Source organism: Chromohalobacter moromii (genome assembly GCF_023091865.1).
Classification (GTDB): Bacteria; Pseudomonadota; Gammaproteobacteria; order Pseudomonadales; family Halomonadaceae; genus Chromohalobacter; species Chromohalobacter moromii.
Map to the genome: position 1 here is coordinate 508,237 of NZ_JAHXDI010000003.1, position 21,858 is coordinate 530,094.

The 21,858-nt window shown below is 62.0% G+C and carries 20 protein-coding genes; 13 read left to right on the forward strand and 7 right to left on the reverse strand.

Annotated elements, in window-relative coordinates:
* Nucleotides 1–262 precede the first annotated feature (262 nt).
* Nucleotides 263–979, reverse strand: coding sequence for a BamJ family beta-barrel-assembly machinery protein (locus KZO83_RS12430; RefSeq protein ID WP_247621040.1), 717 nt, complete (start codon nucleotides 977–979; stop codon nucleotides 263–265).
* 146 nt (nucleotides 980–1,125) lie between these two features.
* On the opposite strand from KZO83_RS12430, the gene dctP reads away from it, so the two are divergent.
* Nucleotides 1,126–2,151, forward strand: coding sequence for a TRAP transporter substrate-binding protein DctP (dctP, locus tag KZO83_RS12435; RefSeq protein WP_247621041.1), 1,026 nt, complete (start codon nucleotides 1,126–1,128; stop codon nucleotides 2,149–2,151).
* Nucleotides 2,152–2,302: 151 nt separating this feature from the next.
* Here dctP and KZO83_RS12440 read toward each other — a convergent pair whose 3' ends face one another.
* The 3 genes from KZO83_RS12440 to KZO83_RS12450 all read right to left on the reverse strand — a co-directional run bounded on the left by KZO83_RS12440 (nucleotide 2,303) and on the right by KZO83_RS12450 (nucleotide 4,991).
* Nucleotides 2,303–3,586 carry a TRAP transporter large permease gene (locus KZO83_RS12440; RefSeq protein ID WP_075369739.1) on the reverse strand — a complete coding sequence of 428 codons (1,284 nt, stop codon included), beginning with the start codon at nucleotides 3,584–3,586 and terminating at the stop codon, nucleotides 2,303–2,305.
* Between the two features lie 47 nt (nucleotides 3,587–3,633).
* Nucleotides 3,634–4,263, reverse strand: coding sequence for a TRAP transporter small permease (locus KZO83_RS12445; protein WP_075369738.1), 630 nt, complete (start codon nucleotides 4,261–4,263; stop codon nucleotides 3,634–3,636).
* A gap of 212 nt (nucleotides 4,264–4,475) precedes the next feature.
* Complete coding sequence (locus KZO83_RS12450) at nucleotides 4,476–4,991, reverse strand: TIGR02444 family protein (RefSeq protein ID WP_247621042.1); 516 nt, start codon at nucleotides 4,989–4,991, stop codon at nucleotides 4,476–4,478.
* Nucleotides 4,992–5,056: 65 nt separating this feature from the next.
* On the opposite strand from KZO83_RS12450, the gene KZO83_RS12455 reads away from it, so the two are divergent.
* Nucleotides 5,057–6,991, forward strand: coding sequence for an ABC-F family ATP-binding cassette domain-containing protein (locus tag KZO83_RS12455; RefSeq protein WP_247621043.1), 1,935 nt, complete (start codon nucleotides 5,057–5,059; stop codon nucleotides 6,989–6,991).
* A gap of 37 nt (nucleotides 6,992–7,028) precedes the next feature.
* Here KZO83_RS12455 and dtd read toward each other — a convergent pair whose 3' ends face one another.
* The 3 genes from dtd to thiD form a co-directional block, all read right to left on the reverse strand.
* Nucleotides 7,029–7,466 (reverse strand): D-aminoacyl-tRNA deacylase, encoded by a 438-nt coding sequence (gene dtd, locus KZO83_RS12460; RefSeq protein ID WP_247621044.1) that lies wholly within the window; start codon nucleotides 7,464–7,466, stop codon nucleotides 7,029–7,031.
* Nucleotides 7,467–7,493: 27 nt separating this feature from the next.
* Entirely contained in the window at nucleotides 7,494–8,351 is an 858-nt protein-coding gene (locus KZO83_RS12465) for a universal stress protein (protein ID WP_075369734.1), read from the reverse strand.
* A 190-nt stretch (nucleotides 8,352–8,541) separates the two neighbouring features.
* Nucleotides 8,542–9,375, reverse strand: a complete 834-nt coding sequence (thiD, locus tag KZO83_RS12470) for a bifunctional hydroxymethylpyrimidine kinase/phosphomethylpyrimidine kinase (RefSeq protein ID WP_247621045.1) — start codon at nucleotides 9,373–9,375, stop codon at nucleotides 8,542–8,544.
* A 424-nt stretch (nucleotides 9,376–9,799) separates the two neighbouring features.
* Between thiD and ndhC the strand changes: the two genes are divergently transcribed.
* From ndhC to nuoL, 11 genes are all read left to right on the forward strand, one after another.
* Nucleotides 9,800–10,219: an NADH-quinone oxidoreductase subunit A gene (gene ndhC, locus KZO83_RS12475; protein ID WP_075369732.1), complete on the forward strand. Its 420-nt coding sequence runs from the start codon at nucleotides 9,800–9,802 to the stop codon at nucleotides 10,217–10,219.
* Between the two features lie 90 nt (nucleotides 10,220–10,309).
* Nucleotides 10,310–10,990, forward strand: a complete 681-nt coding sequence (locus KZO83_RS12480; RefSeq protein ID WP_040240041.1) for a NuoB/complex I 20 kDa subunit family protein — start codon at nucleotides 10,310–10,312, stop codon at nucleotides 10,988–10,990.
* Between the two features lie 68 nt (nucleotides 10,991–11,058).
* The gene (nuoC, locus tag KZO83_RS12485; RefSeq protein ID WP_178999026.1) at nucleotides 11,059–12,837 is read left to right on the forward strand and encodes an NADH-quinone oxidoreductase subunit C/D; all 1,779 of its coding nucleotides are present in this window, start codon (nucleotides 11,059–11,061) and stop codon (nucleotides 12,835–12,837) included.
* A gap of 1 nt (nucleotide 12,838) precedes the next feature.
* A complete protein-coding gene (gene nuoE, locus KZO83_RS12490; RefSeq protein WP_247621046.1) occupies nucleotides 12,839–13,354 on the forward strand; it encodes an NADH-quinone oxidoreductase subunit NuoE in 516 nt (171 codons plus the stop codon).
* A 16-nt stretch (nucleotides 13,355–13,370) separates the two neighbouring features.
* Nucleotides 13,371–14,711: an NADH-quinone oxidoreductase subunit NuoF gene (nuoF, locus tag KZO83_RS12495; RefSeq protein ID WP_247621047.1), complete on the forward strand. Its 1,341-nt coding sequence runs from the start codon at nucleotides 13,371–13,373 to the stop codon at nucleotides 14,709–14,711.
* 34 nt (nucleotides 14,712–14,745) lie between these two features.
* Nucleotides 14,746–17,508 carry an NADH-quinone oxidoreductase subunit NuoG gene (nuoG, locus tag KZO83_RS12500; RefSeq protein WP_247621048.1) on the forward strand — a complete coding sequence of 921 codons (2,763 nt, stop codon included), beginning with the start codon at nucleotides 14,746–14,748 and terminating at the stop codon, nucleotides 17,506–17,508.
* Complete coding sequence (gene nuoH / locus KZO83_RS12505; protein WP_075369727.1) at nucleotides 17,505–18,491, forward strand: NADH-quinone oxidoreductase subunit NuoH; 987 nt, start codon at nucleotides 17,505–17,507, stop codon at nucleotides 18,489–18,491. The genes nuoG and nuoH overlap by 4 nt, the downstream gene beginning before the upstream one ends.
* A 21-nt stretch (nucleotides 18,492–18,512) precedes the next feature.
* Complete coding sequence (gene nuoI / locus KZO83_RS12510) at nucleotides 18,513–19,055, forward strand: NADH-quinone oxidoreductase subunit NuoI (RefSeq protein ID WP_075369726.1); 543 nt, start codon at nucleotides 18,513–18,515, stop codon at nucleotides 19,053–19,055.
* Between the two features lie 33 nt (nucleotides 19,056–19,088).
* On the forward strand, nucleotides 19,089–19,700 hold the full coding sequence (gene nuoJ, locus KZO83_RS12515) for an NADH-quinone oxidoreductase subunit J (RefSeq protein ID WP_075369725.1): 612 nt from the start codon (nucleotides 19,089–19,091) through the stop codon (nucleotides 19,698–19,700).
* Complete coding sequence (gene nuoK / locus KZO83_RS12520) at nucleotides 19,697–20,005, forward strand: NADH-quinone oxidoreductase subunit NuoK (RefSeq protein ID WP_075369724.1); 309 nt, start codon at nucleotides 19,697–19,699, stop codon at nucleotides 20,003–20,005. The genes nuoJ and nuoK overlap by 4 nt, the downstream gene beginning before the upstream one ends.
* The gene (nuoL, locus tag KZO83_RS12525) at nucleotides 20,002–21,855 is read left to right on the forward strand and encodes an NADH-quinone oxidoreductase subunit L (RefSeq protein ID WP_075369723.1); all 1,854 of its coding nucleotides are present in this window, start codon (nucleotides 20,002–20,004) and stop codon (nucleotides 21,853–21,855) included. Before nuoK ends, nuoL begins: the two co-directional genes overlap by 4 nt.
* Nucleotides 21,856–21,858: the final 3 nt, after the last annotated feature.

The window sequence follows — 21,858 nt, forward strand, 5'->3', positions numbered from 1 at the left end:
AGCTTAATGTTTAATTTTTGATGCGGTGGTGGGGTGTGCTTGACTACAGGCGAGCGTCATGCAAGGGCGCAGCGGGGGCAGGAAAGCCGGTTTTCACCGCCGAGCCACAGACGCTCCACAAAACTATCCACAGGCGGTAGTGGCGATGGGGTGTGGAAAACGCACAGCGCGAGCGTCCGGCAAGAAGGCCATGCGTAGAAAGACGAGGACAGCGTGAAGAGAGATGCTAGGCGCCCCGCGAGGCGCCTAACGTGACGAGCGCTTACTCGTCGGTCGACGTTTCTTGGTCGTCGCCGGCTTCGATACCCAGCAGCTCGATCTTGAAGGTCAGTGCCTGGTTGGGACCGATCGGGCCGCCGGTGCCGCCCTGACCGTAGGCGAGATCGGAGGGCACGTAGAGCATCCAGGTATCGCCGACCTGCATTTTTTGCAGCGCTTCCTGCCAGCCCTCGATGACCTGGCCGACCTGGAAGGTGATGGGTTCGCCGCGCTCGTAGGAACTATCGAACACGGTACCGTCGGGCAGCTTGCCCTCGTAGTTGACCTTCACGGTATCGTCGGCGCTTGGGGTGTCGCCGTCGCCGGATTCGAGAACCTTGTACTGCAGCCCCGAGTCGGTGACCTTCACACCGTCTTTCTTGGCGTTCTCTTCAAGGAATGCCTCGCTGGCCTTGCGGTTCTTTTCGGCTGACTGCGCCTTTTCCTTCTTCTGCTCAGCCATCTTCTGCTTCTGGAAGTCAGAGAGCGTGGCGGCGATCTCCTTATCGCTCATCTGCAGGTCACCGCCGGCGTAAACGTCCTCAACCGCTTGGGTAAAGGCGTCGGTATCGAGATCCGAGATGTCCTGCTTAATGCTCTGGCCGAGCGTTGCGCCAATGCTATAGCTGAGTTTGGCTTCGTCGCTCTGCGGGGCAGCCATGGCCAGCAGCGGCGTCGCTACGAGGCCGCCGAATGCCACAGCCGTCATCAAACGTTTCATGAAAACTCCTTAACAAAATAAACAAACACCGCCCCTCGACTGTACCAGCACCGGTGCCGTTGCGCACCTGCGCGAAGGGCGACGGCTTGACATCGAAGCGACTTTGCTCTTCTCTGAATCTACATTGATAAGAAAGAGGGAACTCTATGCAACTGCGCAATATCGTTCTGAGTATCACGGCTTTAGGCTTGGTCGGTGTCGCTTCCACGGCGTCCGCCGATACCTGGCGTTTCGGTCTCGAGGAGACCGAAGGTAGCGTGCAGTACGGCTATGCGGAAGAGTTCAAGAAGTTGATCGAGGAAAAGAGCGACGGCGACATCACGGTCGAGTTGCTGCCGTATGGCAAATGGGGGTCGAGCTACTCGGCGTTGTATGACGCCATCCAGAGCGGCGCCATTCCGCTTGGCTTCGGCTCGGGCTTTTTGGGCGGCACCGTGCCGGAAAGCCAGTTGATGAGTCTCAACTTCGTCATGCCGAACGATCAGTTGGAGACGGCCGAGATTCTCAACTCCGACGACTTCCTCAAGAGTGATGCGTGGCAGGATTCGTTCCGCGAGCGCGGACTGGTACCGCTGGCCACCTTGCCCGAAGGGTATCAGGTCTGGACCGCGAACAAGGAAGTCCGTACGCCGGAGGACATGGACAACCTGCAGATCCGTGTCATGGATAACAGCCTGCTACGTTCGACCTATGAAGCCTATGGTGCTTCGCCGATCACCATCGCTTACGGCGAGCTCTATAGCGCACTGCAGCAAGGTCAGGCGGAAGGTAACATTCAGCCGGTCTTCGCTCATGAGAACATGGGCTTCTACGAAGTACAGGACTACATGATCTTCGCCGATCAGTCGCAGTTCATCGCCAACTTCATCGGCAACGAAGAGTGGTACGACGACCTGTCTGACGATCAGCGCGAGATGCTCGAGTCGACGCTCGACGAGATGGTTCAGAAGGGCCACGACATCCAGACTCAGTTCAACTCCGAGCGTCTCGAGACCATCAAGGAAAAAAGCGACATCAACATCGTCCATCTGGACGAAAATGAGCGTGATGCCTTCCGTAAGCTGGCCGAGCCGGTGCGTCAGACCTACGTCGACATGGTCGGCGAACGTGGTCAGAAAGCGCTGGACATCGTGCTGGATCATGTCAATCAGTCCGGCGACAAGGCGGAGTAAGCCTGACCGTCAGCGTCTGAAGTACTGACATGCCGCATGCAAAACCCCGGAAGCGCAAGCTTCCGGGGTTTTTATGTGCCTAGCGGATGGTGGTGAGTCAGTAATGTCGCGCCACGACGTACTAGCCCGGCGAAGGCCGGGCCGGGCGCACTCAGTCGCCGCCGAGCGAGGGGAGGAGCAGCGATATCTGCGGGAACATGATCAAGATGATCGTTGCCAAGGCCAGGATGGCAATGAATGGCGGCGTGCCGCGAATGACGTCCATGTAAGGGCGCCGGAATACCGCGATGGCGGTAAAGATATCGCAGCCGAACGGTGGCGTGGCCGAACCGATGGCCGCCTGCAGGGTGACGATCACGCCCACATGCACCGGGTCCAGCCCGGTGGCCTCGACCAGTGGCTTGAAGATCGGCACCAGAATCAGAATGACCACGATCGGGTCGACGAACATGCAGCCCACGAAGAAGGCCGCCGCGATCAGCAGCAGTGCCAGGAACTGGTTGTCGCCGATCCCCTCGATGATGGGACCGAGGATCTGCTCTGGAACGCCGGCGGTGCCCAGGGTCTGCGAGAACGCCGCGCCGATGGCGACGAGTATGAAGACCACGGCGGTGATCATGCCGGTGGAGAGTGCCAGGCTACCGAGGTCACGGATCGATACCTGGCGGTAGATGACGACCTCCAGGAGAAAGGCATAGGCCACCGCAACTGCCGAGGCCTCCACGGCGCTGAAGAAGCCGCCATAGATACCGCCGACCACCAGCACCGGGAATCCCATCGGCAGGATGACTCTGCGTACTGCCTTGAAGCGTTCCGGCCAGGTGGCGCGTGGCTCAGGCTCGATGCCTTTCAGGCGTGCGCCGATATAGCAGTACACGGCGAACATGGCCAGGATCAGAAGGCCGGGGAGGATGCCGGCGAGGAACAAGTCGCCGATCGAGGTTTTCATGACCACGCCGTAGACGATGAAACCGATGCTGGGCGGAATCAGCAGCGCAATATCGCTGGCGTTGATGATGAGGGCCAGAGCGAAACTGTCAGGGTATCCCCGCGCCAGAAGCCGCGGACGCATCGGCCCGCCCATGGCGACTACGGTGGCCTGCGTGGAGCCCGACACGGCGCCGAACAGGGCGCACGAGGCGGCGGTGGTGATGGGCAAGCCCCCGCGGACATGGCGGGTGAAAACATCGACGACATCGAGCAGGCGGTTGGCGGTGTGGCCCTTGGTCAGAATGTCGGCGGCGAAGATGAACATGGGCACGGCAGCGAGTACCCAACTGCCAATGCCATTGATCATCCAGCTTACGGCCTGGTCGGGCCCGAAAAACGTCATGCCGGTGAACATCATGAACAGCGTGCCCGCCGCCAGGGGAACCATCATGGGGAACCCGAGTAGTAGCAGCACCAGCATGATCACGGCTAGCCAAGTTAGCATTGTTTTACGTCCTCGCGTTGATGGCGGTCGTGTTTCGGAGAGACAACTCAGGCATCGCGACGTGCGTCATTGCCATTGCCTTCTTCCGCTTCCGGGGGCACTTCGTCGTATTCCTCTTTTTCGTTGAAGGCGCGATAGATATCGTCACTGACCAGGTTACGCACGGCAGTAAGCAGGTATTGCACGCCGGCGAGAATGAAGCCGACGGGCAGGGCGAGGTAGACGACCCAGAGCGGAATGTTGAGCGAAGCACTGCTACGACCGCGATCATGAATGGCCATGACATAGTCGATGGACTTGTCGGCGAAATAGAACATCAATACGGCGGTGCCCAGACAAATCAGAATGAGGAGGGCCTTGCGCCAGCGTCCGCTGAGCTGGTCATAGATCGCCGACATGCTGATGTGGCGGGCATTGCGAGCTGCATAGCCGACACCGACGAAGGTGATCACCACGATCAGCATCTCGGTCACTTCGTAGGTCCCGGGGATGCCTTGGTCGAATAGCAGGTTGCCGACGACGTGGCCGCTCATGAGCACGGCCATGGCGAGTACGCCCCCCGCGATGATCACGCGCTCGATGATGCCTAGGCCATGATCGATAGTTCCCAGTACACGAAGCAAGGCACTGCGTGATTCAGCCTTTTCATCGCTATTGCCAGGCTGTGAAGGTGTCATGTCGTAGAGTCCTTTTTGTGATGGCCGATTCGTCGTGCGAATGGCATGGATCTCGACGTCCGTACCGCGTCGTGAAGGTGTCGCGATCAATCGGACTGGCTTCTATAAAACCTACAGAGTTTGCGGGGTGAGCGCCACTCGTCAATGGGCGTGTCCGCACATGCGTGATATACGCTTTTCGAGGGTTGAGCTGATTGCGAAGCGATAGCGTATTATGGATGGTGCGCCGTGTTTTGGGTGGTCAGCGTTGCCAGCGCGGCTTCCTGCGTTGGCTCGTGTATGGTCAAGCAGCGTGTTAGCTGCATTGTCAGGCTGGCGTCGTCCGCCCGGCGCTTGCGGACGGCATGCAACGTCTCGCTGAGTGCCTGAAACTGGCGCAGTGTTTCGCGTTCGGCGAGTAGCTCGGCTTCCTTGAGATGATCGCGCAGCGTCGCCACGTCATGTGCATGTCGCGCCCGCGGCTTGAGCATGCGGCGTAGGTAGCGGATCGGCTGTGTGACCTCGGCTTGCCAGGCACGGATCTCATCCAGCGTGCTGTACGCCTGCTCGGTGGGCACGAGAGCGTGATGATCGAGCCAGCAGCGCCACAACAATTCGCAGACATCCGCCCCTGCCGTATCTTGTAGCTGCAAGCAGGCGTCGGCGACCCCGGGGCGCTGGTACAACGCCAAGGCATGATCCCAAAGCGGTGGGTTCCGCAGGACATCGCACAATTGGGTAGAATGCATGGGCAATCTCCAGCCGTCCTGGCAGGCATGGCGGCGGAACTCACCGAATCACCACCGGAGCGGGCATGATCGCATTTCGCCAACTCGCGCTGCAACGCGGGATCCAGCCGCTGATCGAGAACGCCGACCTCACGCTACACGACCGTACCAAGGCGGGTGTCGTGGGCGCCAACGGCTCGGGCAAGTCGAGCCTGTTCAAGCTGTTGCTGGGAGAACTGACCCCGGAGCACGGCACGGTGGAGTTGTCCGGTGGGCAGCGCATTGCGCATATGGCGCAGGAGGTGGAGGCGCTCGACCGGGCGCTGGTCGAGCATGTCCTCGATGGTCACACCGAGTTGCGTGCCACGGAACGTGCCCTGGCCGAGGCTCAGGCGAGCGGAGCGGTTCACCGTGAGGCCGAGTTACATGGCGAAATCGAAGCGCTCGAGGGTTATACCGCGCGCCCGCGCGCCGAGCAGATGCTGGTAGGGCTGGGTTTCACGCAGGATGACCTGTATCGCCCGCTGTCGGACTTCTCGGGAGGTTGGCGGATGCGTGTCAGCTTGGCGCAAACGCTGTTCATGCCGTCTGATCTGATGCTGCTCGACGAGCCGACCAACCACCTCGATCTCGACGCATTGTTATGGCTCGAGCAGTGGCTGACACGCTATCCCGGCACGCTGCTGCTGATTTCCCACGACCGCGACTTTCTGGACGCAGTGTGCGATCACATCGTGCACTTCGAGCAACGCCAGCTGATGCTGTATCGCGGCAACTATTCGACGTTCGAGCGCACGCGAGCCGAGCGTCAGGCGCGTGCCCAGGCCGAGGCGGCCAAGCAGCAAGCTCGCCGCGAGGAGATCGAGCGCTTTGTGGCGCGCTTTCGCGCCCAGGCCAATAAAGCGCGTCAGGCGCAGAGTCGCTTGAAGATGCTGGAGCGCATGGAAACCATTGCCGTCGCGCATGCCGATTCGCCGTTTCATTTCACCCTGCCCAGTGCCGACAAGACCTCCTCGCCGCTGCTGGTGCTCGATGACGCTACGCTGGGATATGGTCACACGCCGTTGCTCGAGCACGTCAGCGTGAGCATCTTGCCGGGACAGCGGATCGGGCTGCTGGGCGCCAACGGGGCGGGCAAGTCGACGCTCATCAAGGCGCTAACGGCGCAGCAACCGTTGCTGGAGGGCAAGCGCGTGCCGGGTGATAACCTGGCGATCGGCTACTTCGCCCAGCATCAGCTCGAGCATCTCGACGTTAGTTCCACGCCGTTCGTGCACATCCAGCGGCTGTCGCCCACGGCCAGCGAACAGGAGATTCGCAACTTCCTGGGTGGCTTCGGGTTTCATGGCAATGACGTCTTCGCCAGCGTAGGGAATTTCTCCGGGGGCGAGAAGGCACGCTTGGCGCTATCGTTGATCGCTTGGCAAAAACCCAACCTGTTGTTGCTCGACGAACCGACCAACCACCTCGACCTGGAAATGCGCGAATCCTTGACGCAGGCCTTGGCCGGGTTCGAGGGGGCGGTGATCATCGTCTCCCACGACCGCCACCTGCTGCGCGCCAGCGTCGATGAGTTCTGGCATGTGGTGGATGGCGGTGTCACAGCCTTCGACGGCGATCTGGACGACTACCGCACCTGGCTCAAGGCACGTCTCGAGGACGAGCGGCGCGATGCGCGCCAGGAAAAGGCCGAGCGCCAGGTGACTGCGGAAGCACCCAAGGGCGATCGTAAAGCCTCGCGCCGCGCCGCCGCTGAGCTGCGTGACAAGTTGCGTCCGCTCAAGCGTGAGCGCGACAAGATCGAACGTGACATGAGTCAGGCACAGGCTGAGTTGGAGAATCTGGAGGCCGCCCTGGCCGATGAAGGCCTGTACCAGGACAGCGCGCGCAAGGAAGAGTTGACTGACTTGCTGGGGCGCCAAGGCGATACGCAGAGCCGTCTCGAGACGCTCGAACAGCGCTGGCTGGAGGCCGAAGAGGCGATCGAGGAGCGCGAAGCGGCGTTAACGGACGACGCCTGATACGTGGAGAGTGACGTCTGCCGCCAGCCACCGGCCTTTATGTCTCGACGATAAAGGTCACGGGGCCGTCGTTAAGCAGCGAGACCTGCATGTCGGCGCCGAATTCGCCGGTGGCGACGCGTGACCAAGCCTGCTGCGCTCGCGCCACCAAGTAATCGAATATCGCCTCGCCATGGGCGGGTGTCGCGGCGCCATCGAAACCTGGTCGCAAGCCCTTGGCGGTGTTGGCCATGAGGGTGAATTGCGGCACCAGCAGCAAGCCGCCTTCTACCTGCTGCACGTTGAGGTTCATCTTGCCTGCCTCGTCGCCGAATATGCGCAGCTTGAGCAGTTTATGCAGCATCTTGTCAGCGTGGACCTGGGTATCCTCGGGCGCCACGCCGATCAAGGCCATTACGCCTTGCTCGATGGCGCCCGTGGTGCGGTCGCCGACATCGACGCTGGCATGGCTGACACGTTGAATGACGGCTCGCATGGTGAGGATCCTTGTGGGCGTGGGTGGCTACCAGGCCCGGCATACCATCATGTCCACATGCGCTTCGGCAAGCAGTCGTTCGATCAAGGGCGCCGGTTGATGCCGGCCGAAGAGCGCCAAATCCTGATGGCCGAGTGCTAACAGGTCGGGCGGTTGGCGACGCAGATAATCCATCAGGACCTCGCCGGGATCGCCTTGTTCGAGGACCAGCTCGAGCTCCGGTACATCGCCCACTTCTTCCATGAGTTTGTCGATTTCCGCTTCCAAGCGGATGCGCCGTGCGGCGAGTTCACGCTCGCGCCAGCGGGCATAGCCGCTGTCGGAGCCCATTTCATCGTCGCCGGGTAAGTGCCAGGCATGCAGCAGAGTCAGGCGTGCCTGTGGGAAGTGGGTCAGGACGTCGCGCAAGGTATGGCGGCTGGCCAACGAAAAATCCACCGGCACCAGCACGTCTTGCCACGCCTGCTCGGGGCTGTGGCTCACGGTGAGTACCGGGCACGGCGCGCGGCTCAGCACGCGGGCCAGGGTCGTGCCGCCGACCAGTGCGTGTTGGCCGCGTTTACGGTGGGTACCGAGCACGATCATAGTGGCATCGCGATCATGCGCTTCGCGAATTATCTCGGCATAGGGTGCCCCGGTGACCGTCTGTATCAAGGTTTCAGGTGCGGTAAGCGCATAATCCTCGCGAATGTCGGTCAACTGACGCTCGAGCTCGTGGACGACGCCGGCCTCCAGATCGTGCAGCGCCTGATGCGGCAGATAGGGATCGAGGACGTGGAGGATGTCCAGGCGGCAGCCACTGGCATGAGCCAGTTTCACGGCACGTGCGAAAGCGGCACGGTTTTCGGCGGACAGGTCGCAAGCCAGCAATAAGGTCTGAGGCATGATACGTCCCTCCTACGAGAAGGCGGCGTGCGAATGCAGGCGACACCGCGCTGACGTCGAGCCGGATGGTCGTGACCGCGACGCCATGGGGGCATTGCGGTGAAGCAAAGCATGGTTGCCCTCGGCGCTCTCTGCAAGTACGGGCTGCAAGTACGGGGTGACGATAAGCGCAGCGTACGCCTATGCGCTCTCACCACCAGGCGTGAAAATGATGCACCGGTCCCCGTCCCTGGCCGACATCGAGATGCACGCTGGCATCCAGCGCGGTATGCAGCCAGCGTTTGGCGTCGCCGATGGCCGCGTGGATATCGGCGTGGGCGCTGGCCTCGGCAGGCAGGCGGGCGAGATAGGCGGTCACCGCCGAGGACAGCGCACAACCGGTGCCATGTAGGTTCTGGGTAGCGATGCGCGGTGCCTCGAGCCATTCTACACCCTGCGGTGTCGCGAGCAGGTCGGGGCAGTGCTCGCCGCTGAGATGCCCGCCCTTGAGCACCACATACGGGGCGCCGAGACGCGCCAGTTCGGGCAGTAATGTGGCCATCGCCTGGGTGGAGCGTGGGGTGTCGGTGCCCAGTAGCACGGCAGCCTCCGGCAGATTGGGCGTGATCACGTCGGCCAGGGGAACCAGGACGTCACGCACCGCGCGAATGCCGGCATGATCGACCAGGATGTCACCGCTCTTGGCGACCATCACCGGATCGAGCACGATCCAGCGTGGCCGATAGCGGGTCAGGGCGTCGCGAATCGTCGTGGCGACGTCCATGCTGGCCACCATGCCGATCTTGACCGCGTCGATGCGCACATCGCCGAGCAGATTGTCGAGTTGTTCGGCGATCATCTCGGCGGGGACCGGGTGCACGGCACGTACGCCTTGTGTGTTTTGGGCGATGACCGCCGTGATGACGTTGGTGGCGTAGGTGCCCAACGCTGAAAACGTCTTGATATCCCCCTGTAGCCCGGCGCCACCCGAAGGATCGGAGCCGGCGATGGTGAGGACATTGGGTGGTGTCTGAGGGGTGGACATGGACTAACCTTCAGTATTCTGGCGTGGTGCGTAGGATACCGGCAAAGCGTTCGGTGAGCAGAGCATGGGGTGCGGCAACTTGGGATGTGCCTGGGTAACTTAGACTTTCGTTGACGCCTGGCGAGAGGTGAGACTACCCCGTAGGACCCTGTTCAATTAAAACAGTCTTTATTGAATAACGCTTCCGACGTAAGTGATGACTTACGGACTAAGTCCGGCGAGTGGTGATCATGGTGCTCGACATGGCGTTAACTTACTAACTTTATCGTGGGTCTTCCTGACAGGCGCTGCTAAATCCCCTAGAATCGTAGGGACTCGCCACACGCTGGCAACGTGAATGGCGCTACGAGGTGCGCGCACCTCGATGATAACGAATATTGGGATAGCGCCCTACCGCGCTATCCGCTGCTTGTGAGGCATGGCAATGACCGATGAGGCAACCGCGCTGATCGCTGAATATTGGGCCGTGGGGCTATTCATAATAGCCGTGTTCACGTTATGTGCCTTGATGATCGGTGCCGCGAGTCTGCTCGGTGGTCGTAGCCGTGGTCGTAGCAAGTCCCTCCCCTTCGAATCTGGCATTGTCGGTACAGGCAATGTCCGCCAACGCTTTTCCGTCAAGTTCTATCTGGTTGCGATGCTGTTCGTGATCTTCGATATCGAAGCCGTGTTCCTGTTCGCTTGGGCCGTATCGGTCCGCGAGGTGGGCTGGGAAGGCTTCGCGGGTGCCGCCGTCTTCATTTTCATCCTGTTGGCGGGGTTGATCTACGATAGTCGTGTCGGTGCCCTGGAGTGGGCGCCACGCAAGCGCGGTCAATCGCCCGATATCGTGACGGATCGATGAGCGTACCGCCCTAGAGGCGGTGTTGAGCCGGCGCCGACCGGCATAGCGCCAGATACCCGAATTTTCTTTTTCAGAGCTTCGAGGCGCATCATGCAATATACCCTGACGCGAGCGGATAGTGAGCCAGCGCCGGGTAGCGCAAGCTATCCGCTGGACAAGCGCGAAACCACCGATGACCCGATGAAGGAGCAGGTTCACCGCAACGTCTTCACCGGCAAGCTGGAAGATGTACTGAACGATAGTGTCAACTGGGGGCGCAAACATTCCCTGTGGCCATACAACTTCGGTCTCTCCTGCTGCTATGTGGAAATGACTACGGCCTTCACCGCGCCGCATGATGTGGCGCGTTTCGGGGCTGAGGTCATCCGCGCTTCCCCGCGTCAGGCCGACTTCATGGTCATTGCTGGCACTTGCTTCATCAAGATGGCGCCGGTCATCCAGCAGCTCTACGATCAGATGCTCGAACCCAAGTGGGTGATCTCGATGGGCTCCTGTGCCAATTCCGGGGGCATGTACGACATCTACTCAGTGGTGCAGGGCGTCGACAAGTTTCTCCCGGTGGACGTCTACGTGCCTGGCTGCCCGCCGCGTCCCGAGGCGTTTCTACAAGGGTTGCAACTGCTTCAGGACTCCATTCAGCAAGAACGTCGTCCGCTCTCCTGGGTGGTTGGCGATCAGGGGGTATATCGCGCCGAGATGCCCTCGCAACGTGAGGCGAATCGCGATCGGCGTATTGCCGTGACGGAACTGCGCTCCCCGGACGAGGTGTAGGCTCTGTGTCGGATGCCGTCGCCTGTTATTCGAAGTCGATCCACCTTGCCGGGGAATGAAAACCGATCATGAGCGCAGTCCAATCGCCATACGCCAATCACTCGCACGCCGATGACCCGGTGGTCCAGGCGTTATTCGCGCGCTTCGGAAACCACGTGTTCGTCGAACAATCGACGTACACCGGCATGCCGGTCTTGTGGCTCGACCGCGAGCACCTGCTCGAGGTGCTCGGTTTCCTGCGGGACATGCCCGAGCCCTTCGAGATGCTCTTCGATCTGAATGCCATCGACGAGCGTCTGCGTAGCCATCGCGCGGATTTGCCCCCTGCGGATTTCACGGTCTTTTATCAGTTGATGTCGGTGTCGCGAAACCGAGATCTCATGCTCAAGGTGGCGCTGTCCGAGCGCGATCTCGAGGTGCCCAGCGTCGCTGGCCTCTACCCCAATGCCAACTGGTACGAGCGCGAAGTCTGGGACATGTTCGGCATCGACTTCCGTGGGCACCCGCATCTGACGCGTCTGCTGATGCCGCCGACCTGGCACGGGCATCCGCTGCGCAAGGATTATCCGGCGCGCGCCACCGAGTTCGACCCTTATACACTGACCGTGGAAGGCCAGGACACCGAGCAGGAAGCGCTGCGTTTCGATCCTGAATCCTGGGGCATGAAGCGCAAGGACGAGAACACGGACTACATGTTTCTCAACCTGGGGCCCAACCACCCCTCCGCGCATGGTGCCTTCCGCATTGTCCTGCAGCTCGACGGTGAGGTCGTGGTCGATTGCGTCCCCGATATCGGCTACCACCATCGCGGCGCCGAGAAGATGGCCGAGCGCCAGTCTTGGCACAGCTACATACCCTATACCGATCGTATCGACTATACCGGCGGGGTAATGAACAACCTGCCGTATGTGATGGCGGTGGAAAAGCTGGCGGGTATTCAGGTCACCGATCGCGCCAAGACCATTCGTGTGATGATGGCGGAAATGTTCCGCATCAACAGCCACTTGCTGTTCCTGGGAACCTATCTGCAGGACCTTGGGGCGATGACGCCGGTATTCTTCACCTTCACCGATCGTCAGAAAGCCTATGAGGTCATCGAGGGCATCACCGGTTTTCGAATGCACCCGGCGTGGTACCGGATCGGCGGCACCGCGCATGATCTGCCCAATGGTTGGGACAAGCTGGTTCAGGGTTTTCTCGACTGGATGCCCAAGCGACTCGTCGAATACGAGCGCGCCATGATGGAAAACGCCGTCATTCGCGAGCGCACCAAACAGGTGGCTGCCTTCACTACCCGTGAGGCGCTCGAATGGGGGGTTACCGGGCCCAATCTGCGTGCCACCGGCTGCGACTTCGACCTACGCAAGAAGCGCCCTTATTCCGGCTACGAGAACTTCGATTTCGAGGTGCCGTTGGGTGCCAATGGCGATGCCTTCGATCGGGGCCAACTGCGCATCGACGAGATGCGTCAGAGTCTGCGCATCATCCAGCAATGTGTAGATCATATGCCGGCCGGCGACTACAAGGCCGATCATCCGCTGACCACGCCGCCGCCGCGCGAGAAGATGCTCCAGCACATCGAGACCCTGATCACGCACTTCCTGCAGGTCTCCTGGGGCCCCGTGCTCAAGCCTAACGAGTCGCTGTCGATGATCGAGGCGACCAAAGGTATCAATAGTTATTACCTGACCTCGGATGGCAACACCATGAGTTATCGCACGCGCATCCGCACGCCCAGTTTTCCGCATCTGCAGCAGATCCCCGCGGCGGTGCGCGGTGCTTTGGTGCCCGATTTGATCGCCCATCTGGGGAGTATCGATTTCGTGATGGCCGACGTGGACCGCTGACATGACACACGCTTCGACTTCTACCTCCGTGCCCATCGCCACCGACGGTTTCGTGCTGCACGACGAGGACCGGGCGGCCATCGCCAATGAGCGCGACCACTACCCGCATCCGCAGGCAGCGAGCATCGAGGCGCTCAAGATCGTTCAGAAACGCCATGGTTGGGTGCCGGACGCGGCTATCGAGGCCATCGCGCGTGAACTCGGTGTGCCGCCGGCGAGCGTTGAGGGCGTGGCGACGTTCTATAGCTTGATCTTCCGCCAGCCGGTGGGACGCCACGTGATCCTGATATGTGACAGCAGCTCGTGCTTTCTCACCGATTACGAAGCCCTGCGTGATGCCTTCTTCGCGCATCTCGGCATCGGCTTCGGGCAGACCACGCCGGATGGTCGGTTCACGTTGCTGCCAGTGTGTTGTCTCGGCGCCTGTGACCGTGGTCCGGCGTTGATGATCGGTGACGATACCTACGGGCCGGTGACGCCCGAGGAGATCCCCTCGCTGCTGGAGGCGTACGCATGAACTGGGAGAACGAGGCATGAGCCGAATTCTGCAAGACCGCGACGAACGCCGCCCTGAAACGCATCCGCTGACCTTCCGGCTCAACGACGACGGCACGCCGGTGATGCTCGATGACTATCGCGAGCAGCAGGGCTACGCCAGCGTCGAGCGGGCCTTTCGCGATCTGACCTCGAAGACGCTGATCGATGAGCTCAAGACCGCCAATCTGCGCGGACGCGGTGGCGGCGGGTTCTCCGCCGGGCTCAAGTGGAGCCTGACCATGCAGGGTGAGGGCATCCCGCGCGGTTATATCGTCTGCAACGCCGACGAAATGGAGCCCGGCACCTTCAAGGATCGCCTGTTGCTCGAGCAGCAGCCGCATCTGCTCATCGAGGGCATGATCCTGGCCGGCTTCGCCAACAATGCCTACCAGGGCTATATCTTCATGCGCGGCGAATACGTCGACGCCGCGCGTACGGTGCAACGCGCCCTGGACGAGGCCCGTGCCGCCGGCTGGCTGGGCCGTGACGTGGCCGGTAGCGGTTGGGATTTCGATATCGCCCTGCATACGGGCGCCGGGCGCTATATCTGCGGCGAGGAAACCGCGCTGATCAACTCGCTGGAGGGCAAACGCGCCAACCCTCGGGCCAAGCCGCCCTTTCCCGGGCAAAGCGGCGCCTGGGGCAAGCCCACCGTGGTCAATAACGTCGAGACGCTGTGCAACGTGCCGTCCGTCGTGCTGCACGGTGCCAATTGGTATCAAGGCTTGTCTCAGGGCAAGAGCAGCGATGGCGGCACCAAGCTGTACGGCGTCTCCGGCAAGGTCAAGCGGCCCGGCCTGTGGGAGTTGCCGATGGGCACCACGGGCAACGAGCTGATGGAGCGCGCCGGCGGCATGCGCGATGGCCATACGCTCAAGACCTGGCTACCCGGTGGCGGGAGTACCGGCTTTCTGCTGCCCGAGCATCTCGAGTTGGCGCTGGATTTCGACACCATCGGCAATGCCGGTAGCCGTCTGGGCACCGGGCTCATCGCGGTGGTGGCCGACGATCAAAGCGTGGTATCGCTGGCGCGCAACCTGGAAGAATTCTTCTCCCGCGAGTCTTGCGGCTGGTGCACGCCGTGCCGCGATGGCCTGCCGTGGAGCGTCAAGCTCCTGCAGGCGCTGGAAGCCGGCGAGGGCGAGCGCGGCGATATCGACTTGCTGGAATCGCTGGCGGTGGACCTGGGGCCGGGACGGACTTTCTGCGCGCATGCGCCAGGCGCGGCCATGCCAATGGCGTCGGCGATTCACTATTTCCGCGATGAATTCGAGCGTGGTGTCACGCGTGGCCAGGGCAAGGCGCATGCCGACCCGATCCCGGTGGGTAGCGTATGAACGACGTGACGATGACGACGGGCGAGGAGCGATAATGGCAACGATTCACGTGGATGGCCGGGATTACGAGGTCGACGGCGCCGATAACCTGCTGCACGCTTGCCTGTCGCTGGGGCTGGATATCCCATATTTCTGCTGGCACCCGGCCATGGGCAGCGTGGGTGCCTGCCGCCAGTGCGCGGTCAAGCAGTACAAGAATGCCGACGACACTCAGGGCATGCTGGTCATGTCGTGCATGGCGCCGGTGCAGGACGATGCCTATATCTCCATCGAGGATGATGAGGCCAAGGCGTTTCGCGCCAATGTCATCGAATGGTTGATGATCAACCACCCGCATGACTGCCCGGTCTGCGAGGAAGGTGGCCACTGCCATTTGCAGGACATGACGGTGATGACCGGCCATGACAGCCGCCGCTATCGATTCCGTAAGCGTACCCACCAGAACCAGGATCTGGGGCCGTTCATCGGACATGAGATGAACCGCTGCATCACTTGCTACCGCTGCGTGCGCTTCTATCAAGATTATGCCGGCGGCGGGGATCTGGGCGCCTTCGGGGCGCACGACAACGTCTATTTCGGGCGCTTTCAAGAAGGCACGCTGGAGAGCCCTTTCTCTGGCAATCTCACCGAGGTTTGCCCGACCGGGGTATTCACCGACCAGACCCACTCCGAACACTACACCCGTAAGTGGGACTTGCAGTTCGCCCCCAGCGTCTGCCATCAGTGCGCGGTGGGTTGCAATATCAGCCCCGGCGAGCGCTACGGCGATATCCGGCGTATCGAGAACCGCTATCATGGTGAAGTGAATCACTACTTCCTGTGTGATCGCGGGCGTTTCGGCTACGGCTACGTGAATCGCGAGGATCGTCCGCGCGTTCCCGAATGGCGCGAGCGCCAGCGTGTCGGCGCCGAGCCCGGCGAAACGAGCGTGGTCGCCGGCACCATCAGTTTGGAAATCGACGATGCGCTGGATCGTGCCGCCGATGGGCTGCGTAACGCGCGCCGCGTGATAGGTATCGGCTCGCCACGGGCGAGCCTGGAAAGCAACCATATGCTGCGCACGCTGGTGGGGGAGGCCAACTTCTCCACCGGCATCGCCGCCCGTGAGTTCGAGTTGCTGGTACGCATGAACGAGCTCAATACTCGCTGTGGCTTGCCGTCGCCGAGCCTGCGCGAGATCGAACGTTGCGATGCGGTGTTCGTACTCGGCGAGGACCTCATCAACAGTGCCGCGCGCATGGCGTTGGCCATTCGCCAGGCGGTCAACGCCAAAGGCGAGGCGTTGGCCGCCGAGCGCGGCATCCCGTCCTGGAACGCCGAGGCGGTGAAAACGCTGGCGCAAGAAGCGCATCATCCCTTTTTCCTGGCCACGCCGGATGCGACCGAGCTGGACGCATTGGCGGAGCAGACCTACAACGCCGCGCCGGACGACATCGCGCGGCTGGGCTTCGCCGTGGCGCACTACATCGATCCCGAGGCGCCGTGCCCGGACGCGCTCGACGACGTGACTACAGCGCTGGCAAGCCGTATCGCCGAGGCTTTGATGGCGGCTCAGCGTCCACTGGTGGTCTCGGGTGGCTCGCTGGGAACACCGGCGGTGCTCGAGGCGGCCGGCAACGTGGCGCGCGCCCTGGCGCGGCGGACACGGCCCGGAGCGTTATCGTTGGTGCGCCGTGAGGCCAACAGTACCGGCCTGTCGCTACTTGGCGGGCAATCGCTGGATTGGGCCCTGGAATGCTTGAACAGCGGCGAGGCCGATGGCGTGGTGATTCTCGAAAACGACCTGTACGTACGCGCCGAAGCGGGTCAGGTCGATGCCGCCCTGCAGCGTGCCGACTGCATCGTCACGCTCGACCATCAGCGCACCGCGACCTGGGACAAGGCGGATATCGGACTCCCGGCGGCGAGCTTTGCCGAAAGCGATGGCACCCTGGTCAGCCTGGAGGGCCGGGCGCAGCGTTTCTATCAGGTCTTCGAGCCCAGCTATATTCGCCCCGAAACGCGCATCCGCGAAAGCTGGCGGTGGCTCAACGCGCTCAAGGTCAGCGTCGAACGTCAGTCGATGACGCCGCTCACGCTCGATGAAGTGACGCGTGACATGGCCATGACGTACCCCGCTCTGGCGCCGGCCGGGGATGCCGGTTTGAGCGCCGCCTATCGCGTACATGGACTGCGTTTGGCGCGTGAGCCTCATCGCTATAGCGGTCGCACGGCGATGCGCGCCAATCTCGATGTCAGTGAACCCCGCGCACCGCAGGACGCCGACACGCCATTCGCGTTCTCCATGGAGGGTTATGCCGGTTACGCCGAACCGCGCCGCGAAGTGGCGTTCGCCTGGGCGCCGGGCTGGAACTCGCCGCAAGCCTGGAACAAGTTCCAGGACGAGGTCGGTGGGCATCTGCGGGCCGGCGATCCCGGCGTGCGATTGTTGGGACCGCTGCCCGGGGATTACGACTACGCGCGAACGCTGCCGGCACGCTTCGCTGTTCGTGACGATCAATGGCTGGCGGTGCCGCAGGCGCGGTTGTTCGGAGGTGACGAGACCTCGACGCGGGCCGAGCCGATCCAGACACGTATGCACGAGACGCGCTTTACCGTGTCGCGCGCTGCTGCCGAGCGGTTGCGGATGTCGTCGGGCGCTACGTTGACGCTCAACCTAGGGGAGCGACAGCTCACGCTACCGGTAGAGATCAGCGATGCTTGGCCCGATGGCGTGATTGGCGTGCCAGATCAGTCGGGGCTGCCTTTGGCCGAGCCTGAGTGGGCCCATCTCGAACCCCAGGAGGTGCGCGCATGAGCTGGTGGACGCCACAGGTCGAGGCGATCGCGTTCGCACTTTTTCAAGCATTGGTGATCCTGATCGCTGCGGTGGGGGCAGGGGCGCTGCTGACCATGGTGGAGAGGCGCCTCTTGGGTCTATGGCAGGATCGTCATGGTCCCAACCGCGTGGGGCCGTTCGGGGTGCTGCAGATCCTCGCCGATATGCTCAAGATCCTCTTCAAGGAGGACTGGATCCCGCCGTTCGCCGACCGTACCTTCTTCGTGCTGGCGCCGGCGATCGCCATGGCGTCATTGTTATTGAGCTTCATGATCATCCCCATCACCCCCAGTTGGGGGGTGGCCGACCTGCACATCGGCTTGCTTTTCTTCTTTGCCATGGCGGGCATCAACGTTTATGCGGTGCTCTTCGGCGGATGGTCGAGCGGCAACAAGTATGCCTTGCTGGGGGCGATGCGCGCCTCGGCGCAGACGCTTTCTTACGAAGTCTTCATGGGCTTGTCGCTGATGGGTGTGGTGGCTATGGCCGGTTCGTTCAACATGCGCGAGATCGTGGCCGCGCAGGAAACGATATGGTTCATCGTGCCGCAGTTCTTCGGCTTCTGTACTTTTCTGGTCGCCGGCATTGCCGTGACGCACCGTCATCCGTTCGACCAACCCGAGGCCGAGCAGGAGCTGGCCGACGGTTATCACGTCGAGTACTCGGGCATGAAATGGGGCATGTTCTTCATCGGCGAGTACGTTGGCATCGTGCTGGTATCGGCGTTGATTGTGACGCTTTTCCTGGGTGGCTGGCACGGCCCGTGGCTGCCGCCTATCGTGTGGTTCCTGCTCAAGACCGCCATATTCGTGGGCTTTTTCGTGCTGCTGCGCGCGGCATTGCCGCGTCCTCGCTATGACGCGGTGATGAGCTTTGGGTGGAAGATCTGCCTGCCACTGACCCTGATCAATCTACTGGTGACCGGCGCGCTGATTCTGATATTCAGCCCTGCCGGTGGCTAAGCGTCGAGACTGGAGGAGACCGTGACGATTAAATCACTGCTCGCGGGGACATGGTCGCAGCTACGGACGTTGGGCATGGTTTTCATGCACGCCTTCCGCAAGCGCGAGACCCTGCAGTACCCGGAAGAACCGGTCTATCTGTCGCCGCGCTATCGCGGACGCATCGTGCTGACCCGCGATCCCGATGGCGAGGAGCGCTGCGTGGCGTGCAATCTGTGTGCGGTGGCGTGTCCGGTGGCGTGTATCTCGCTGCAGAAGGGCGAGCGCGACGATGGCCGCTGGTATCCGGAATTCTTCCGCATCAATTTTTCGCGCTGCATTTTTTGCGGGCTGTGCGAGGAAGCCTGCCCGACCTCGGCGATCCAACTCACGCCGGATTTCGAGATGAGCGAGTTTCGGCGCCAGGAACTGGTCTACGAGAAAGAAGATCTGCTGATCTCCGGGCCGGGTAAGGACCATAACTACAACTTCTATCGCGTGGCGGGGCTGTCGATCGCCGGAAAAGACAAGGGTGAGGCACAGAACGAAGCCGAGCCGATCAACGTCAAGTCGTTGATGCCCTGATCAGGGATGCCCTTACTAGGATAGGGAGACACCATGGAAATCGCCTTCTATCTCAGCGCCGTGGTCGCCGTGCTCGCGACGCTTGGGGTGGTCACCGGGCGGCACCCGGTACATGCCTTGCTTTATCTGATCGTCTCGTTGATCGCGGTGGCGATGGTGTTCTTTGCGTTGGGGGCACCCTTCGCCGGGGCGCTGGAAATCATCGTCTACGCCGGCGCGATCATGGTGTTGTTCGTGTTCGTGGTGATGATGCTCAACCTGGGGGAGGCCGCTGCGCAGCAGGAGCGTGCCTGGTTGCGTCTGAGCACCTGGCTAGGGCCGGCAATACTCAGCGGGGTCTTGCTGCTGGTGCTGTTGGTGACCTTGATCGGCACCGATGTGGGCGGCCGTATCGAGGGCGAGACCTTGACCGCCAAGGCGGTGGGCACGTTGCTGTTCGGGCCTTATCTGATCGTCGTCGAACTCGCTGCGATGCTGCTGTTGGCGGCGTTGGTGGCGGCGTCTCATCTGGGGCGCAGCGAGGCGCATGACGAGTCACATGCAGTACGCCAAGTGCCGAGCAAGCGCACCGCAGATGGCCGCGGGCGCGCCGCCAGCGAGCGCTCGCTCGGTGACGACACCTCAAGCGAGGAGAATTCACGATGAATGGCGTTCCCATGGAACACGGCCTGATCCTGGCGTCGATCCTCTTCGCGCTGGGGCTGGTGGGGCTGATGATGCGCCGTAATATGCTGTTCGTGCTGATGAGCCTGGAAGTCATGATGAACGCGGCGGGGCTCGCCTTCATCGTCGCGGGGACGCGCTGGGGGCAGCCCGACGGCCAGGTGATGTTCCTGCTGGTGATTACCCTGGCAGCGGCCGAGGCAAGCGTGGGCCTGGCGCTGCTGTTGCAGCTCTATCGGCGCTTCAAGACCCTTGATATCGATGCGGCAAGCAGGTTGCGCGGATGAATCTACTCACACTGACATTCTTGTTTCCCCTATTGGGGTGTCTCGTCCTGGCGCTGAGCGGTGACCGCCTGTCGCTGCGTGGCGCGGCGACGGTGGGGGTCACCGTGCTGGGACTGGCGGCGGCCACGACCGTGTGGGTGGGCCTCGACTTCCTCGAGCATGGCTCGGCGGCACAGGTCATGGAACTTTGGACCTGGATCGACGTGGGCGATTTCCAGTCGTCGATGGGGCTGCTGGTCGATGGGCTGTCACTGACGATGCTCGGCGTGATCACCGGCGTGGGCTTTTTGATCCATCTGTTCGCGGCCTGGTACATGCGCGGCGACACGGGGGTGCGCCGTTTCTATGCCTACATGAACCTGTTCGTGTTCAGCATGGTGCTGCTGGTGCTGGGCGACAATCTGTTGCTGCTGTATCTCGGTTGGGAAGGCGTCGGCCTGTGCAGCTATTTGTTGATCGGCTACTACTACCATGAATCGGCCAATGGCTGGGCGGCGTTCAAGGCCTTCCTGGTGACGCGTATCGGCGATGTACTGATGGCGATCGGGCTATTCATCCTGTTCGTCGAGCTGGGCACGCTGAATATCCAGACGCTGTTGGCGCGGGCGCCGGAGGTCTGGGCACACGGCGATCTGATGGTCGAACTGGCCACGTTGATGCTGCTTGGTGGGGCGCTCGGCAAGTCCGCACAGTTGCCGCTCCACACTTGGTTGGCCGATGCCATGGCCGGCCCCACGCCGGTATCGGCGCTGATTCACGCGGCTACCATGGTCACCGCCGGGGTGTATCTGATCGCGCGTATGCATGGCCTGTTCCTGCTGGCGCCGGATGTTCTAACGCTGGTGGGCTGGATCGGTGCGGTGACGCTACTGATGGCTGGGTTCGCCGCCTTGGCGCAGACCGATATCAAACGCGTTCTGGCTTATTCGACGATGAGCCAGATCGGCTACATGTTCCTGGCGCTGGGGGTGGGCGCCTTCGATGCGGCCATTTTCCATCTGATGATTCACGCCTTCTTCAAGGCGTTGCTGTTCCTCTCGGCCGGCTCGGTGATCGTCTCCTGTCATCACGAACAGGATATGCGGCGCCTCGGTGGGCTGTGGCGCAAGTTGCCGCTGGCCTATGCCGGGTTCGTGGTCGGTGGCTCGGCGCTGGCGGCATTGCCACTGGTGACGGCTGGCTTCTACAGCAAGGACGAAATTCTCTGGGAAGCGCTGGCGTCTGGGCATATCGGCTTGCTGATGGCGGGTTTGGTCGGCGCGCTGCTGACCTCGCTGTATACAGTGCGCTTGATCGTCGGCACCTTCCACGGCACACCGGGAAGCGATCATAGTCGCCATGCCGAGGGCGGGCGCGGTCTGGTGCATGGCCTGCCACTGGTCGTGCTGATCGTGCTTTCGACTCTGGTCGGTGCCTGGATTCATCCACCGCTCGACGAGGTGCTGCCGGCGAGCCCCGGCGCGGCGAAGGAAGCCGGACGCCATGCGCTGGAGATCGGTGCCATGCTGGTTGCCGTGGGCGGCGTGGCGGTGGCGCTGTGGCTGTTCGCGTGGCGGCGCGAGTTGGTGGCGCGCCTGGTCGCCCTGCCCGAAGGCGCACGTCTGTGGCGCTTGTGGCATCACGCCTGGGGCTTCGATGCCCTGTTCGACGCGGTGCTGGTCAAGCCCTTCCGTGGCCTCGTGTGGCTGTGGCGTAGCGACTGGATCAATGGATTGTGCAATCTGGTGCCGTTGCTGGCGCGCGGCCTGCGCTGGTTGTTGACGCGATCCCAGACGGGGCGGCTGCGCCACTATGCCGTTTCGATGACGCTGGGCGCGACCGTGGTGCTGATCTTCCTGGCTTTGGGGTAAGCG